General features: G+C 71.6%; 13 protein-coding genes. 6 read left to right on the plus strand and 7 right to left on the minus strand.

Features of this window, described 5'->3' with window-relative positions; all coding sequences use genetic code 11:
- The first annotated feature begins 1 nt into the window (after window position 1).
- Window positions 2-1,717: a GMC family oxidoreductase N-terminal domain-containing protein gene (locus ABD140_RS24695; RefSeq protein ID WP_344243343.1), complete on the plus strand. Its 1,716-nt coding sequence runs from the start codon at window positions 2-4 to the stop codon at window positions 1,715-1,717.
- Between the two features lie 71 nt (window positions 1,718-1,788).
- On the opposite strand, the gene glpD is transcribed toward ABD140_RS24695, so the two are convergent.
- The 3 genes from glpD to guaB all read right to left on the minus strand — a co-directional run bounded on the left by glpD (window position 1,789) and on the right by guaB (window position 6,349).
- Entirely contained in the window at window positions 1,789-3,531 is a 1,743-nt protein-coding gene (gene glpD, locus ABD140_RS24700; protein ID WP_344243344.1) for a glycerol-3-phosphate dehydrogenase, read from the minus strand.
- Window positions 3,532-3,692: 161 nt separating this feature from the next.
- Window positions 3,693-4,811: a GuaB3 family IMP dehydrogenase-related protein gene (locus tag ABD140_RS24705; protein WP_344243345.1), complete on the minus strand. Its 1,119-nt coding sequence runs from the start codon at window positions 4,809-4,811 to the stop codon at window positions 3,693-3,695.
- A 41-nt stretch (window positions 4,812-4,852) separates the two neighbouring features.
- Entirely contained in the window at window positions 4,853-6,349 is a 1,497-nt protein-coding gene (guaB, locus tag ABD140_RS24710) for an IMP dehydrogenase (RefSeq protein ID WP_344243346.1), read from the minus strand.
- A 108-nt stretch (window positions 6,350-6,457) separates the two neighbouring features.
- Here guaB and ABD140_RS24715 point away from each other — a divergent pair, with 108 nt between their 5' ends.
- The gene (locus ABD140_RS24715; protein WP_106403412.1) at window positions 6,458-6,853 is read left to right on the plus strand and encodes a DUF5319 domain-containing protein; all 396 of its coding nucleotides are present in this window, start codon (window positions 6,458-6,460) and stop codon (window positions 6,851-6,853) included.
- A 19-nt stretch (window positions 6,854-6,872) separates the two neighbouring features.
- On the opposite strand, the gene ABD140_RS24720 is transcribed toward ABD140_RS24715, so the two are convergent.
- The 4 genes from ABD140_RS24720 to groES form a co-directional block, all read right to left on the minus strand.
- A complete protein-coding gene (locus tag ABD140_RS24720; protein ID WP_344243347.1) occupies window positions 6,873-7,133 on the minus strand; it encodes a hypothetical protein in 261 nt (86 codons plus the stop codon).
- Window positions 7,130-7,726, minus strand: coding sequence for a sigma-70 family RNA polymerase sigma factor (locus ABD140_RS24725; protein WP_344243356.1), 597 nt, complete (start codon window positions 7,724-7,726; stop codon window positions 7,130-7,132). The genes ABD140_RS24720 and ABD140_RS24725 overlap by 4 nt, the downstream gene beginning before the upstream one ends.
- A gap of 199 nt (window positions 7,727-7,925) precedes the next feature.
- Complete coding sequence (gene groL, locus ABD140_RS24730) at window positions 7,926-9,554, minus strand: chaperonin GroEL (protein WP_344243348.1); 1,629 nt, start codon at window positions 9,552-9,554, stop codon at window positions 7,926-7,928.
- 127 nt (window positions 9,555-9,681) lie between these two features.
- Complete coding sequence (groES, locus tag ABD140_RS24735; RefSeq protein WP_344243349.1) at window positions 9,682-9,990, minus strand: co-chaperone GroES; 309 nt, start codon at window positions 9,988-9,990, stop codon at window positions 9,682-9,684.
- Window positions 9,991-10,180: 190 nt separating this feature from the next.
- Here groES and ABD140_RS24740 point away from each other — a divergent pair, with 190 nt between their 5' ends.
- The 4 genes from ABD140_RS24740 to ABD140_RS24755 all read left to right on the plus strand — a co-directional run bounded on the left by ABD140_RS24740 (window position 10,181) and on the right by ABD140_RS24755 (window position 14,440).
- Entirely contained in the window at window positions 10,181-11,383 is a 1,203-nt protein-coding gene (locus ABD140_RS24740; protein ID WP_344243350.1) for a class I SAM-dependent methyltransferase, read from the plus strand.
- 93 nt (window positions 11,384-11,476) lie between these two features.
- Window positions 11,477-11,707 carry a zf-TFIIB domain-containing protein gene (locus ABD140_RS24745; protein WP_344243351.1) on the plus strand — a complete coding sequence of 77 codons (231 nt, stop codon included), beginning with the start codon at window positions 11,477-11,479 and terminating at the stop codon, window positions 11,705-11,707.
- Window positions 11,708-11,871: 164 nt separating this feature from the next.
- On the plus strand, window positions 11,872-13,362 hold the full coding sequence (locus ABD140_RS24750; RefSeq protein ID WP_344243352.1) for a hypothetical protein: 1,491 nt from the start codon (window positions 11,872-11,874) through the stop codon (window positions 13,360-13,362).
- Between the two features lie 139 nt (window positions 13,363-13,501).
- The gene (locus tag ABD140_RS24755; RefSeq protein ID WP_344243354.1) at window positions 13,502-14,440 is read left to right on the plus strand and encodes a phosphotransferase family protein; all 939 of its coding nucleotides are present in this window, start codon (window positions 13,502-13,504) and stop codon (window positions 14,438-14,440) included.
- The last annotated feature ends 175 nt before the right edge of the window (window positions 14,441-14,615 follow it).

Consider the following 14,615-nt stretch of genomic DNA (forward strand, 5'->3'; position numbering starts at 1 on the left):
CGTGGACTACGACGTTCTCGTCATCGGCTCGGGCTTCGGCGGCAGCGTCACCGCGCTCCGCCTCACCGAGAAGGGCTACAAGGTCGGCGTCATCGAGGCGGGCCGCCGCTTCGACACCCGCGGCGAGGGCACCGCCCACCGGCCGCTGCCCAGGACCAGCTGGCGGCTGCCCTCCTACGTGTGGGCGCCGGGGCTGGGGCTCACCGGCATCCAGCGCATCCACGTGGTGCGCGGCAAGAAGGGCGGCATGGTCACCGTCCTGGCCGGCGCCGGGGTGGGCGGCGGCTCGCTGGTGTACGCCAACACGCTGTACGTGCCGCCGAAGCCGTTCTTCCAGGACCGGCAGTGGGCGCACATCACCGACTGGGAGGCCGAGCTCGCCCCCTACTACGACCAGGCCAAGCGCATGCTGGGCGTGGTCCAGAACCCGGCGACGACACCGGCCGACAAGGTCATCAAGCGGGTCGCCGAGCGCATGGGCAAGGCCCACACCTTCCGGCTGACGCCCGTCGGCGTGTTCTTCGGCAAGCACGGCGGCGCCAGGCACGAGGACCCGTACTTCGGCGGCCAGGGCCCCGAGCGCAAGGGCTGCACGCAGTGCGGCGAGTGCATGACGGGCTGCCGCCACGGCGCCAAGAACATGCTCACCGAGAACTACCTCTACCTGGCGGAGAAGGCCGGGGCGCGCATCATGCCGCTGTCCAGGGTCACCGACGTGCGGCCGGTCGAGGGCGGGTACGCCGTCGACATCGTCCGCACGGGGTCCTTCGGACGCAACCGCAAGACGCTCACCGCCGGGCAGGTCGTCTTCTCCGCCGGCACGTACGGCACGCAGAAGCTGCTGCACAAGCTCAAGGCGCAGAGGTCGCTGCCGCACGTCTCCGACAACCTCGGGGTGCTGACCCGCACCAACTCCGAGGCGATCCTGGGCGCCGAGCGGTTCAAGGCCGAGGGCGAGGACTACTCCAAGGGCGTGGCGATCACCTCGTCGTTCCACCCCGACGAGCAGACCCACATCGAGCCCGTCCGGTACGGCCACGGCTCCAACCTGATGGGCATGGTGCGCTCCCTGCTCATCGACGGCGGCGGCGGGCCCCGCTGGCTGAAGTTCCTCGGCGAGGTCGTCGTCCGCCCGTGGGACCTGGCCCGGCTGCCCAACCTTCGCCGCTGGTCGGAGCGGACGGTCATCGCCCTGGTCATGCAGACCCGCGACAACTCGATCACCGTCGAGGGCAGGCGCGGCCCGTTCGGCTGGGACCTGCGGGCCCGGCCCGGCCACGGCGAGCCCAACCCGACCTGGATCCCGGTCGGCCACGAGGCCGTGCGGATGATGGCCGAGGAGACCGGCGGCATGCCCGGCGGCAGCTGGGGCGACCTGTTCGACATCCCGCTGACCGCGCACTTCATCGGCGGCTGCGTGATCGGCGACTCGCCGCAGACCGGTGTCATCGACCCCTACCACCGCCTGTACGGCCACCCCGGCCTGCACGTGGTGGACGGCTCGACGATCTCGGCCAACCTGGGCGTCAACCCGTCGCTGACCATCACCGCCCAGGCCGAGCGCGCCATGGCCTTCTGGCCCAACCGCGGCGAGGCCGACACCCGTCCGCCCCAGGACGAGCCCTACCGGCGCCTGTCCCCCGTCACCCCGAAGAACCCGGTGGTCCCGCCCACCGCCCCGGCCGCCTACCGGCTGCCGATCGTGGACGTCACCTGACCGCCGGCCGACCGCGGCGAAGCGAGGATCGGTCGGCGGGTCCCCCGGGGGTCCGGGGGACCGCCCCCGGATCAGCGAACCGGCTCGCCCTCCGTGCCGGCGGTGGGGACGAGGTCGGGGACGCCGCGGCGCAGCGCGTCGGCCTCCCGGTCGTTCTCCGACGTCTGGGAGGCCCGCTCGGCGTGCACGCGCTGGGCGTAGTGCTCCAGCTCCCGTTCGGCCTCCTCCTTGGTCCAGCCGAGGAGGGGGGCGACGAGGGTGGCGGCCTCCTCGGCGGCGCCCAGGCCGCGGTCCCAGGTCTCGAAGGAGATCCGGGTGCGCCGCGAGAGGATGTCGTTGAGGTGCCGCGCGCCCTCGTGGGTGGCGGCGTAGACGACCTCGGCGCGCAGGTAGTCGTCGGCCTTGGCCAGCGGCTTGGCCAGGTCGGGGCGTTCGGCGACGAGCTCCAGCAGGTCCTCGATGAGGGTGCCGTACCGGTGCAGCAGGTGCTCGATGCGCGCCACGTGCAGCCCGGAGGAGGCGGCCAGGCGGCGCCGGGAGTTCCACAGCGCCTGGTAGCCCGAACCGCCCGCCAAAGTGATGCGGTCGGTGCAGGAGGGCGCTATCCGGCCGTCCAGCCCGTGCGCGACGGCGTCGACGGCGTCCTTGGCCATCACCCGGTACGTCGTGTACTTGCCGCCCGCGACCATCACCAGGCCCGGCACGGGGTGGGCGACGACGTGCTCGCGGGAGAGCTTGGACGTCTCCTCCGACTCCCCCGACAGCAGCGGGCGCAGCCCCGCGTAGACGCCCTCCACGTCGTCGGGGGTGAGCGGGACGTTGAGGAAGGCGTTCACGTGCTCCAGCAGGTAGTCGATGTCGGCCTTGGACGCCGCCGGGTGCGCCTTGTCGAACGTCCAGGTGGTGTCGGTCGTCCCGACGATCCAGTGCCGGCCCCAGGGGATGACGAACAGAACGGACTTCTCGGTGCGGATGATGAGCCCCGAGGCGCTGTGGATGCGGTCCCGCGGCACCACCAGGTGGATGCCCTTGGAGGCCTTGACGTGGATGCGCCCCCGGCCGCCGACGAGGTGCTGGATGTCGTCGGTCCACACGCCGGTGGCGTTGACCACCTGCCGTGCCCTGACCTCCAGCTCCCGGCCGCCCTCCAGGTCGCGGACGCGCACCCCGGTGACCCGCTCGCCCTCGCGCAGGAAGCCCGTGCACTCGGTGCGGGAGGCGATCTGCGCCCCGTACGCGGCGGCCGTGCGCAGCACCGTCACCACGTAGCGCGCGTCGTCGACCTGGGCGTCCCAGTACTGCACCGCCCCGGTGAAGGAGGTCTTGCGCAGGGAGGGCGCCACCCGCAGCGCCTGGCGGCGGGTCAGGTGGCGGTGGGCGGGCACGCCCCGCGCCGTCCGCATCGAGAGCGAGAGCGAGTCGTACAGCGCCACGCCGGCCCCGACGTAGAAGCGCTCCCAGCCCCGGTGGGTCAGCGGGAAGAGGAAGGGCACGGGCCGCACCAGGTGCGGCGCGATCACCTGGAGCAGCAGCCCCCGCTCGGTGAGCGCCTCCCGCACCAGGTCGAAGTTGTACTGCTCCAGGTAGCGCAGCCCGCCGTGGATCAGTTTGGAGGAGCGCGAGGAGGTGCCGGAGGCGAAGTCCCTGGCCTCCACGAGCGCGACCTTCAGGCCCCGGGTGGCGGCGTCGAGGGCGACGCCGGCGCCGGTGATCCCGCCGCCGACCACGACGACGTCGAACTCCTCACCGGCCATCCGCTCCAGCGCCCGCTCGCGCTCCTGCGGCCCCAGCCGCGAACTGCCCAGCCCGATCATGCCGACCCCCCGCTCAGGTTTCCGCGGTCTGACCCTTCCCATGCCGGAAGGGCGCGCAACCCCGCCTCCGCCAATCATTACCGATCAGTAACCAAAAGTGCCGCAACGTGTGAGGGCGGGCACACCCGGTAGGTGTCCCCGCCCTCGAAACCGGTCGTCCCTCAGCGGTCCTCGACGACCACCTGGACGCGCTGGAAGTCCTTCACCTCGGTGTAGCCGGAGGTCGCCATCGCCCGCCGCAGCGCCCCGATGAGGTTCATCGAGCCGTCCGCCGCGTGCGAGGGGCCGAACAGGATCTGCTCCAGGGAGCCGATCGTGCCCAGCGCCAGCCGCGTGCCGCGCGGCACGTCGCCGTGGTGGGCCTCGCTGCCCCAGTGGTGGCCGCGGCCGGGCGCCTCGGTGGCGCGGGCGATCGGCGAGCCGATCATCACCGCGTCGGCGCCGCAGGCGATGGCCTTGGCGATGTGGCCGGACGAGCGCATGCCGCCGTCGGCGATCACGTGCACGTACCGGCCGCCGGACTCGTCCATGTAGTCGCGGCGGGCCGCCGCCACGTCGGCCACCGCGGTCGCCATCGGGACCGCCACGCCCAGCACGTCGCGGGTGGTGTGCGCCGAGCCGCCGCCGAAGCCGACCAGCACGCCCGCCGCGCCGGTGCGCATGAGGTGCAGCGCCGCCTGGTAGGTCGCGCAGCCGCCGACGATCACCGGCACGTCCAGCTCGTAGATGAACTGCTTGAGGTTGAGCGGCTCGGCCCGGCCCGAGACGTGCTCGGCCGAGACCGTGGTGCCCCGGATGACGAAGAGGTCGACGCCGGCGTCCACGACCGCCTTGGAGTAGCGGGCGGTGCGCTGCGGCGACAGGGAGGCCGCCACGGTGACCCCGGCCTCGCGGATCTCCTCGATCCGCCGCCCGATCAGCTCCTCCTTGATCGGCTCCTGGTAGACCTCCTGGAGCCGCCGGGTGGCCTGCTCGTCGGACAGCTCCGCGATCTCGGCCAGCAGCGGCTCGGGGTCGTCGTAGCGGGTCCACAGACCCTCCAGGTCCAGCACGCCCAGCCCGCCGAGCCGGCCGACCGCGATCGCCGTCGCCGGGCTGACCACGCTGTCCATCGGCGCGACCAGCAGCGGGATCTCGAACCGGTAGGCGTCGATCTGCCAGGCGACGCTGACCTCCTCGGGATCGCGCGTCCGGCGCGAGGGGACGATGCCGATCTCGTCGAAGGCATACGCCCGGCGCCCGCTCTTGCCGCGCCCGATCTCAACCTCAGCTGCCACCATCAGACCCTTCTGCAACCTGCCCGGTAACGAACCAAGAGAGTCTATCGACCCTGGTAGTTCGGGGCCTCAACGGTCATCTGGATGTCGTGCGGGTGGCTCTCCTTCAGGCCCGCCGAGGTGATCTGCATCAGCCGGCCGTTCTCCTGCAGCTCGCCGATGGTGCGGCTGCCGGTGTACCACATGGCCTGCTGGAGGCCGCCGATGAGCTGGTGGGCCACCGCGGCCAGCGGCCCGCGGTAGGGCACCTGGCCCTCGACGCCCTCGGGCACCAGCTTCTCCTCGCTGGTGACCTCGCCCTGGGCGTAGCGGTCCTTGGAGTAGGACTTGCCCCGCTCCCGGTTGCGCATCGCGCCCAGCGAGCCCATGCCCCGGTAGGTCTTGTACTGCTTGCCGTGCACGAAGACCAGGTCGCCGGGCGACTCGTCCACGCCGGCGAGCAGCGAGCCGAGCATCACGGTGGACGCCCCGGCCGCGATGGCCTTGCCGATGTCGCCGGAGTACTGCAGGCCGCCGTCGCCGATCACCGGCACCCCGGCGGGGGCGCAGGCGCGGGCCGCCTCGTGGATCGCGGTGATCTGCGGCACGCCCACGCCCGCGACCACCCGGGTGGTGCAGATGGAGCCGGGACCGACCCCGACCTTGACCGCGTCCGCCCCCGCGTCCACCAGCGCCTTGGCCCCCGCGTAGGTGGCGATGTTGCCGCCGATCACCTGCACCCGGGAGTTGGCCTTGATCTTGGCGATCGTGTCGGCGACGCCCTTGGAGTGCCCCTGGGCGACGTCCACGATGATCGCGTCGACCCCGGCCTCGATCAGCGCCTGGGCGCGGCGCACCGCGTCCTCGCCGACGCCCACCGCGGCGGCCACCACCAGGCGGCCCTCCTCGTCCTTGGTGGCGTGCGGGTAGCGCTCGGTCTTGGCGAAGTCCTTGACCGTGATCAGGCCGCGCAGCCTGTCCTCGGCGTCGATCAGCGGCAGCTTCTCGATCTTGTTCTTGGCCAGCAGCGCGAACGCCTCCTCGCGGGAGACGTCCTCGGGCGCGGTGACCAGCGGCATCGGGGTCATGACCTCGCGCACCGGGCGGGACATGTCGGTCTCGAAGCGGGTGTCGCGGTTGGTCACGATGCCCAGCAGCACGCCGCGCTCGTCGGTGACCGGCACGCCGGAGATCCGGTAGCGGGCGCACAGCTCCTCGACGTCGGCCAGGGTGGCGAAGGGCGTGCAGGTCACCGGGTTGGTGATCATGCCGGCCTCGGACCGCTTGACCGTGTCGACGTACTGGGCCTGGTCCTCTATGGACAGGTTGCGGTGCAGGACGCCGATGCCGCCCTGGCGGGCCATCGCGATCGCCATGCGGTCCTCGGTGACGGTGTCCATCGCCGCCGAGACCAGGGGTATCCGCAGGGTGATACCTCTGGACAGCCGGGTCGTGGTGTCCGCCTCCCCGGGCTGGAGGTCGGAGTACCCCGGCAGGAGGAGCACGTCGTCGAAGGTCAGGCCCACGGGGGCGAACTTTCCGGTCTCCGCTGCGGAGTTCATCGCTGGGCCTTCCTCCAGGGGTTGCGTGCTTTGCTCACCATGGTAGGGGTAACACCCGGAAGGACCTGCGACTTCCCGCCATCACGCCGGGCGCAGTAGTTTGGAGTCGTGCACGACGAAACTCCGCTCGACCCGTTCGCAGGCGACCCGGACGACCCGGCCGCCGCCCTCGGCGAGCTCGAAGAGATCGCTCCGCTGAGTCCGGCGGAGCGTGAGGACGTGCTCGCCGACCTCACCGACCTCGAGGTCTTCCGCACCCTCCTGGAGCCGCTGGGTGTGCGCGGACTCACAGTGGAATGCGAGGACTGCGGCAAGACCCACTACATCGACTGGGAGCTGCTGCGGGGCAACCTGCGCCACCTCCTGGAGGAGGGGCAGCCGCGGGTCCACGAGCCCGCGCTCAATCCCGACCCGGTCGACTACGTCACCTGGGAGTACGCCAGGGGCTACGTCGACGGCGTGATCGACAGCGAGGAGGGCCGGGAGTCCGGCGGCCGCTCCTGAGGCTGCTCCGGACCGCCCGTCATCCCCGCTCCGGCGCTGTGGCCCGGCTGCGTGCCCTCGCCCGGCTCCCAGCCGGCCGCGGCGCGCCCGGCGCGCTCAGGGGCCCGGCGGGGGCGTCCGCGGCGTCCACGTCCTCCAGCAGCGCCCTCAGCAGCCGCGCGGCGGCGTCCTGCTCGCCCGCGGGGCCCGGCCCGCGCGCGGCCAGCCGGTCGAGCAGCGCGTCGTCGGCGCGCAGGGACCGGAGATCAACGGGCTCGCCGTCCCCGGATCCCTCGATCACCGACCCGACTCCTCCATCGCCACCGCCATCGCACGCAGACGCGCCAGCGCCCGGTGCTGCGCCACCCGGACGGCGCCCGCGGTCATGCCGAGCACATTACCGGTCTCCTCGGCCGACAATCCCGCCACCACCCGCAGCAGCACCAGTTCGCGCTGCTGGCCGGGCAGCCGGTGCAGCAGGACCCGCGCCTGCTCGGCCTCCAGGTACCGCACGACGGTCTCCTCCGGGCCCGGCCGCTCGTCCGGCCCGTCGGGCAGGTCCTCGGTCGGCACCGCGGTACGGACGGCGCTGCGCAGCGCGTCGGCGATCTTGTGCGCCGCGATGCCGAACACGAACGAGGCGAACGGACGTCCCATGTCGCGATATCTCGGCAGTGCCGACAGGACGGCGATGCACACTTCCTGCGCCACATCGTCCGCCGCGTGATATTGCCCCGAAACCCTGCCGAGCCGGGCCCGGCAATAACGCACCACCATCGGCCGCACCCGCCCGATGAGCACCTCGGTGGCCCCGGCATCCCCCTGCACCGCGAGACTCGCCAGTTCCCGCAGATCAGGCTCGCTTTCCCCACTTCGGGACTGGCGCGGCACCAGAAGGTGAGCGCTCTCGGTCCCGGCGATCGCAGCCTCCGTCACATAGAGCACTATGCCCAGGGAAATGATTCATGTCTTCACCGACGACGACAACGGAATGGTCACATTGCCGGGACGCGTCCGATGAAACCATGTTTTGAATACAGAAAACCCCCATGGAAACCGGCTTCCCGGTTCCACGGGGGTTCCCCGTCAGCGGTCAGTGACCGTGGCCGTGCCCGTGGCCGTGGCCGCCCGCGGCGGCGGGCGCCTCCTCCTCGGGCTTCTCCACCACGAGCGCCTCGGTGGTCAGCAGCATGCCGGCGATCGACGCGGCGTTGGTGACCGCGGAGCGGGTCACCTTGACCGGGTCGATGACGCCCTGCGCCTTGAGGTCGCCGTACTCGCCGGTCGCGGCGTTGTAGCCGTGGCCGGCCGGCAGCGCCTGGATCTTGGAGACGACGACGTAGCCCTCCTGGCCGGCGTTCTCGGCGATCCAGCGGGCCGGCTCGACCAGCGCGCGGCGCAGCGCCTCGGCGCCGGTGGCCTCGTCGCCGGTCAGGCCCAGGCCCTCGAAGCTCTCCTTGGCCACGTGGGTCAGGGCCGAGCCGCCGCCGGAGACGATGCCCTCCTCGATCGCGGCGCGGGTGGCCGAGATCGCGTCCTCCAGGCGGTGCTTCTTCTCCTTGAGCTCCACCTCGGTGGCCGCGCCGACGCGCAGCACGCAGACGCCGCCGGCCAGCTTGGCCAGCCGCTCCTGCAGCTTCTCGCGGTCCCAGTCGGAGTCGCTGTTCTCGATCTCGACCTTGATCTGGCGGACCCGGTCGGAGATCGCCTGCGCGTCGCCCAGGCCGTCCACGATGGTGGTGGCGTCCTTGGTGACGGTGATGCGGCGGGCCTGGCCCAGCACCTCCAGGCCGACGCTGTCGAGCTTGAGGCCGATGGCCTCGGAGACGACCTGGCCGCCGGTCAGCGTGGCGATGTCGCCCAGCATGGCCTTGCGGCGGTCGCCGAAGCCCGGCGCCTTGACCGCGACGGACAGGAAGGTGCCGCGGATCTTGTTGGCGACCAGCAGCGCCAGCGCCTCGCCCTCGACGTCCTCGGCGATGACCAGCAGCGCCTTCTTGCTCTGCGCGACCTTCTCGGCCAGCGGCAGGAACTCGTTGACGCTGGAGATCTTGCCCTCGACGATGAGCACGTAGGCGTCCTCCAGGACGGCCTCCATGCGCTCGGGGTCGGTCACCATGTGCGGCGACAGGTAGCCCTTGTCGAACTGGAGGCCCTCGGTGAACTCCAGCTCCAGGCCGAAGGTGTTGCTCTCCTCGACGGTGATGACGCCGTCCTTGCCCACCTTGTCGAACGCCTCGGCGATCAGCTCGCCGATCCGCGAGTCCTGGGCGGAGATGGTGCCGACGTGCGCGATGGACGCCTTGTCGTCCACCTCGATCGCCGACTTCAGCAGCACGTCGGCGACGTGCTTGGCGGCGGCGTCCATGCCGCGCTTGAGGCTCAGCGGCGAGGCGCCGGCGGCCACGTTGCGCAGGCCCTCGCGCACCAGCGCCTGGGCGAGCACGGTCGCGGTGGTGGTGCCGTCGCCGGCGATGTCGTTGGTCTTGGTGGCGACCTCCTTGACGAGCTGGGCGCCCAGGTTCTCGTAGGGGTCCTCCAGCTCGACCTCACGGGCGATGGTCACGCCGTCGTTCGTGATGGTCGGGGCGCCGAACTTCTTGTCGATGACGACGTTGCGGCCGCGCGGGCCGATCGTCACCTTCACGGCGTTGGCGAGCGCGTTGACGCCGCGCTCGAGGGCGCGGCGGGCGCCCTCGTCGAACTCCAGGATCTTGGCCATGGCGACTGTTCCTCGTGATCTCTCGGGTCAGAAGGCTCCGCCCCGGCCGCCCAGGGGGCCGCCGGGGCGGAGCGAAGAAAACCGGTCGGCGTCCCGCCGCCCTCAGAACCGCGGGGCGCCGCCGCGACTACTTCTCGACGATCGCGAGAACGTCGCGGGCGGAGAGGACGAGGTACTCCTCGCCGCTGTACTTGACCTCGGTGCCGCCGTACTTGGAGTACAGGACGACGTCGCCGACGGAGACGTCGACCGGGACGCGGGCGCCCTTGTCGTCGACGCGGCCGGGGCCCACGGCCACGACGGTGCCCTCCTGGGGCTTCTCCTTGGCGGTGTCCGGGATGACCAGGCCGGAGGCGGTGGTGGTCTCTGCCTCGAGGGGCTGGACCACGATGCGGTCCTCGAGCGGCTTGAGAACAACCTTGGTGGCGGTCGACATGTCGGACCTCCCCTTCGATTGTGAAGTGTGCGTGTCTGCTTTAAGGAGGCGACCTCGACCGGCCTGTCGTCGCGGGTGCCAGACCGGGCTCGTCGCATTGGCACTCTCCCCGGGAGAGTGCCAACCGTGAGATTATTCCGTGCCCTCCGGACAGTCAACCGGACACCCGCCAAGCCTCTACCTTGGGCTTATGGAGATCGCCGATTTCGAGGCCCTGCGCACTCCCGCCGGGCGGGAGGCCCTGGACGCCGCGGCGGCCTCCGACGTCTCCGAGCGCGCGCTGCTGGCGACCACGGCGCGCCTGCGCGCCCGCTTCCCCGCGGAGCTGGTCGGCGCGGCCCTCGTCCAGGTGCGGCTGCGCGCCAGGGCCGCCGCCAAGTTCGGCGCGGACGCGGCGCGCATGTACTTCACCCCCCAGGGGCTGGAGCAGTCCACCCGCGCCCCGGTCGCCGCCCACCGCGCCGCGCGGTTCGCCGAGTACGCGGACTCGGGCACGGTGCTGGAGCTGTGCTGCGGCATCGGCGCCGACCTCCTCTTCCGCGCCCGCGCCGGCGTGCCGGGCACGGGCGTCGACCTCGACCCGCTCACCGTCGCGGTCGCCTCGGCCAACCTGGCGGCCTTCGGCGTCGACGGGATCGCCCGCGCCCGGGTGGGCGACGCGCTCGACCAGGACCCGGCGGGGTACGCGGCGGTCTTCGCCGACCCGGGGCGGCGCACGGCGCGCGGCCGCGTGTTCGACCCCAAGGCCTACGAGCCGCCGCTGGACGCCCTGCTCGCGCTCGCCTCCCGCGCCCCGGCGGCCTGCGTCAAGGTCGCGCCCGGCATCCCGTACGAGGCCATCCCCGAGGGGGCGTGCGCCGAGTGGGTCTCCGACGGGGGCGACGTCAAGGAGGCGGCGCTGTGGCTGGGCGGCCTCGCCGAAGGCCCGCCGCGCCGCGCCACCCTGCTCCGGAACGGCGAGACGCACACCCTGGCCCCCGACCCCGCGCTGTCCACGCCCCCGGTGCGCCCCTGGGGCCGCTACCTGTACGAGCCGGACGGCGCCGTCATCCGCGCCCACCTCGTCGGCGAGGCGGCGGCGCTGGTGGACGGCGGCCTGGCCGACCCGCGGATCGCCTACATCACCTCGGACGTGCTGAAGGAGACGCCCTTCACCGCCGCCTACGAGGTCCGCGAAGTCCTTCCGTTCTCGGTCAAGCGCCTCAAGGCCGCGCTGCGCGCCCACGGCGTCGGCGCGCTGACGCTCAAGAAGCGCGGCTTCGCCGCCGACCTCGACCGGCTGCACCGCGACCTCCGCCCCGCCTGCTCGGCCGGCTCGGCCGAGGGCACCGTGGTCCTCACCCGGGTGGGCGAGGCCCCCGTCGCCCTGCTGTGCGCCAAACCCAAACACTGACGCCGAGCTCCCCAGGATCGGGCAAACAATGCATCCATTCGGGCATTGCCGTTACTAGTGTGGGTGAAATAGCAGCCTGACGGGGGGTCGGCGTTGACCGAGGCGATCTTGTTCTGCCCGAAATGCCGTGCTGAAATGACGAGCTACCAGCACGGCGAAATCACCATTGCCCAATGCGGGTTCTGCAGAGGGGTGTTCACCACCGAGCAGAGCCTCTTCCGGCTGCTCGACAGCAGCGTTTTCGATCTTGAATATCCGCTGGCCGCGGCGCAGCACAACGGCCACTTCACGGCTCCCTACGAGGGCCGCCACCGGCGGGACTGATCGGACCATCGCCCCAGGGCGCGCAATTTCCATGATTCTCTGAAACTCTCCGCGATCCCTGGCGCGACTCAGCATTTTCATGATCAAGCACTAAAGTATGGGCTTCCAAATCACTGCCGCGCCCCGACGGGAATTCCCGGGGCGGGCACAAGAAGGGGCAACGGGTGGAAACGAATCACAACTTCCTGCAGACGGGGGGTCAGCCGGTCTCGGACCGGATGCGGGAGTTGCTCGCCAGGGCGGCGCAGGACCATGTGTACGAATCGCGTTCACAGGGTCAGGTCCTGGACGAGATCCGCCAGCGGCTCGAGGGCATGGAATGGCTGCTGCGGGAGGTCCGGGAACGCGAGCTCGGCGGCCTGGCCGGCCAGCTGGACGGCGTGCGGGGCCGGATGGAGGAGCTCACCGGCCGCCCCCCGGAATGGGCCGAGGGGCTCGCCGAGCACATCGAGGCGGTCGGCGAGCGCGTCCGGCCGGTGGGCGAGCTGCCCGCCCTGTGGGCCGACGTCGGCGCCGTCGCCGAGAACGTGGACGAGGGCCTCTCCCGGCTCCAGGCGCTCATGGACACCACCCAGCACGCCACCCAGCGCATGTCCGAGATGACCAAGTGGCTGGAGAAGCTGCAGGGCAACATGGAGGCCGCTTCCGTCCGCTTCAACCGGCTCGACAAGTCCCTCGCCGAGCTCGGCCACCGCTCGGAGAAGCTCGAGCACACCATCACCGGCATCACCGGCCGGGTGGAGCGCTCCCTCGGCGAGCTCGCCGAGCGCACCGACCAGGGCCTTGCCGCGCTCGGCGGCCGCGTCGAGGGCCTGGCCGGCCGGCTGGACGGGCTCGACGGCCGCCTGGACGGCCTCACCGGCAGGATCGACGGCTACGACAGCCGGTTCGACGCGCTCGGCGAACGGGTGGGCCAGCTCCCCGCCGCGCTGGAGATCAAGGAGGTCCACCGCAGGCTCGCCGACCTGGCCCAGCGCCCCGCCCACGACTACGAGGAGCGCTTCGACGAGCTGGAGCGCCAGATCAGCACGGTCACCGACCCGCTCATCGTGGAGCTGCGCTCGCGTCCCGACCGGGGCGAGGTCGAGGACACCATCACCAAGATCGTCGACGCCGCCCACCACGACCTGGCCCGCCGCCTGGACGAGACCACCCGAACCGTTCAGGAAGAGGTCAAGCGCCGGGTCGACGGCATCCAGGACGACCTCATGCGCCGTGTCGACGACGCCATGGAAGGCGTCGGCAAGCAGGTCGGCAGCGTCCGCGAGGACCTCGGCAAGCGCTTCGACGGCGCCCACGACGACGTCGCCCGCCGCTTCGACGACGTCCGCGGCGACATCTCCAAGCGCTTCGACGACATCCACGACGATGTCGCCAAGCGCGTCGAGAACGTCTTCGAGGAGGTCATCAAGCGCTCCGAGGCCGTGCACGACGAGGTCGCCAAGCGCTCCGACGCGGTGCACGAAGAGGTCACCAAGCGCTCGGAGTACGTGCAGACCGAGCTCGGCAAGCGCGTCGACGGCGTCCAGGAGGACGTCAGCAAGAAGGTGTCGGCCGTGCACCAGGACGTCCTCAAGCGCCTCGCCACCCTCGAAGAGACGATGCTCGCCCTCGCCGAAGCCCTCCTCCGACCCCGCCGGGACGGCAAGGAGTAACGGAAATCACCGGACGTGGCCTTGCGGCGTCCTTGCGCCCACCGCGAGCCGTAAGGCCACGTGCGCACCCGGTGAAGTGTTACGTTCGGTCTTCGCAAAATCACTCCTCCACCCGTTCCCGATCCGTTTACATGGACCCGTGACCACCGCCAACGCCCCACTGGACACCCAGATCCCCAGGGCTCTTCCCCTTGGCAGGCCGCCGAGCGAGGCGACCCTGCGCTGGGTCTGCGAATGCCTGGGGCCCGGCAGCGCGGTGCAGGCCATCCGCCCCATCACCGGCGGCACCTCCCACACCAACCACTCCCTGCTCGTCGAGACCCGCTCGGGCGCCCGGCACCGGCTCGTGCTGCGCCGCTGGACCGAATGGGACGGCGACTTCCCGCCCGAACGCGAGATCGCCGCCCTGGCCCTGCTGGCGGGCTGCGAGATCCCCACCCCCCAGCTCATCGCCGCCGACCCCTCCGGCGGCCGCTGCGACGCCCCCGCGCTGCTCATCACCCGGCTGCCCGGCCACCCGCCGCGGCCCATGCCCGAGGACCTCTCGGAGTACCTCATCCAGCTCGCCGCGGCCCTGGTGACCCTGCACGACGTCAAGGGCGGCACCACCATGCCGCCCTACACGCCCCACAACCGGCTGCAGATCCGCCAGCCGCCCTTCCACGCCCGCAACCCCGGGATCTGGGACAAGGCGCTGGAGGTGGCCACCGACCCCCAGCCGGCGTTCACCCCGCACTTCATCCACCGCGACTACCACCCCGACAACTCGTTGTGGGCGTGCGGGAGGCTGTGCGGCGTCGTCGACTGGGACCGCGCCTCCTACGGGCCGATCGGCGTGGACGTCGCCCACATGCGCTGCAGCCTCCTGCTGCGGTACGGACGCGAGGCGGCCGACGCGTTCGGCGCCGCCTTCGAGCAGGTGCGGGGCAACTACGACCACCACCCGTACTGGGATCTGCGCTGCGCGGTCGACCTGCTGCCCGCCGAGGAGCGCGGCAGGCCCCTGTCCGCGACCGCCGTCGAACGGCTTGAGGGCCTCCTGGAGAGCTCCCTGACCGACCTGGGCGTCCTGGGCTAGAGGACACCGCCCCCGGCCGGTCCGGGGGCGTTCTCCCGCCTCGTGGGAAAGTCCTGGAAATGCGGAAAGGGTCCGGAAATGCGGAAAGGCCCCGGACGAATGTCCAGGGCCTTTCACACGTTGATTGCGGCGGTGACCTACTCTCCCACACAGTCTCCCATGCAGTACCATCGGC

It is taken from the genome of Actinocorallia libanotica (assembly GCF_039525175.1).
In the GTDB taxonomy this organism is placed as follows: Bacteria; Actinomycetota; Actinomycetes; order Streptosporangiales; family Streptosporangiaceae; genus Actinocorallia; species Actinocorallia libanotica.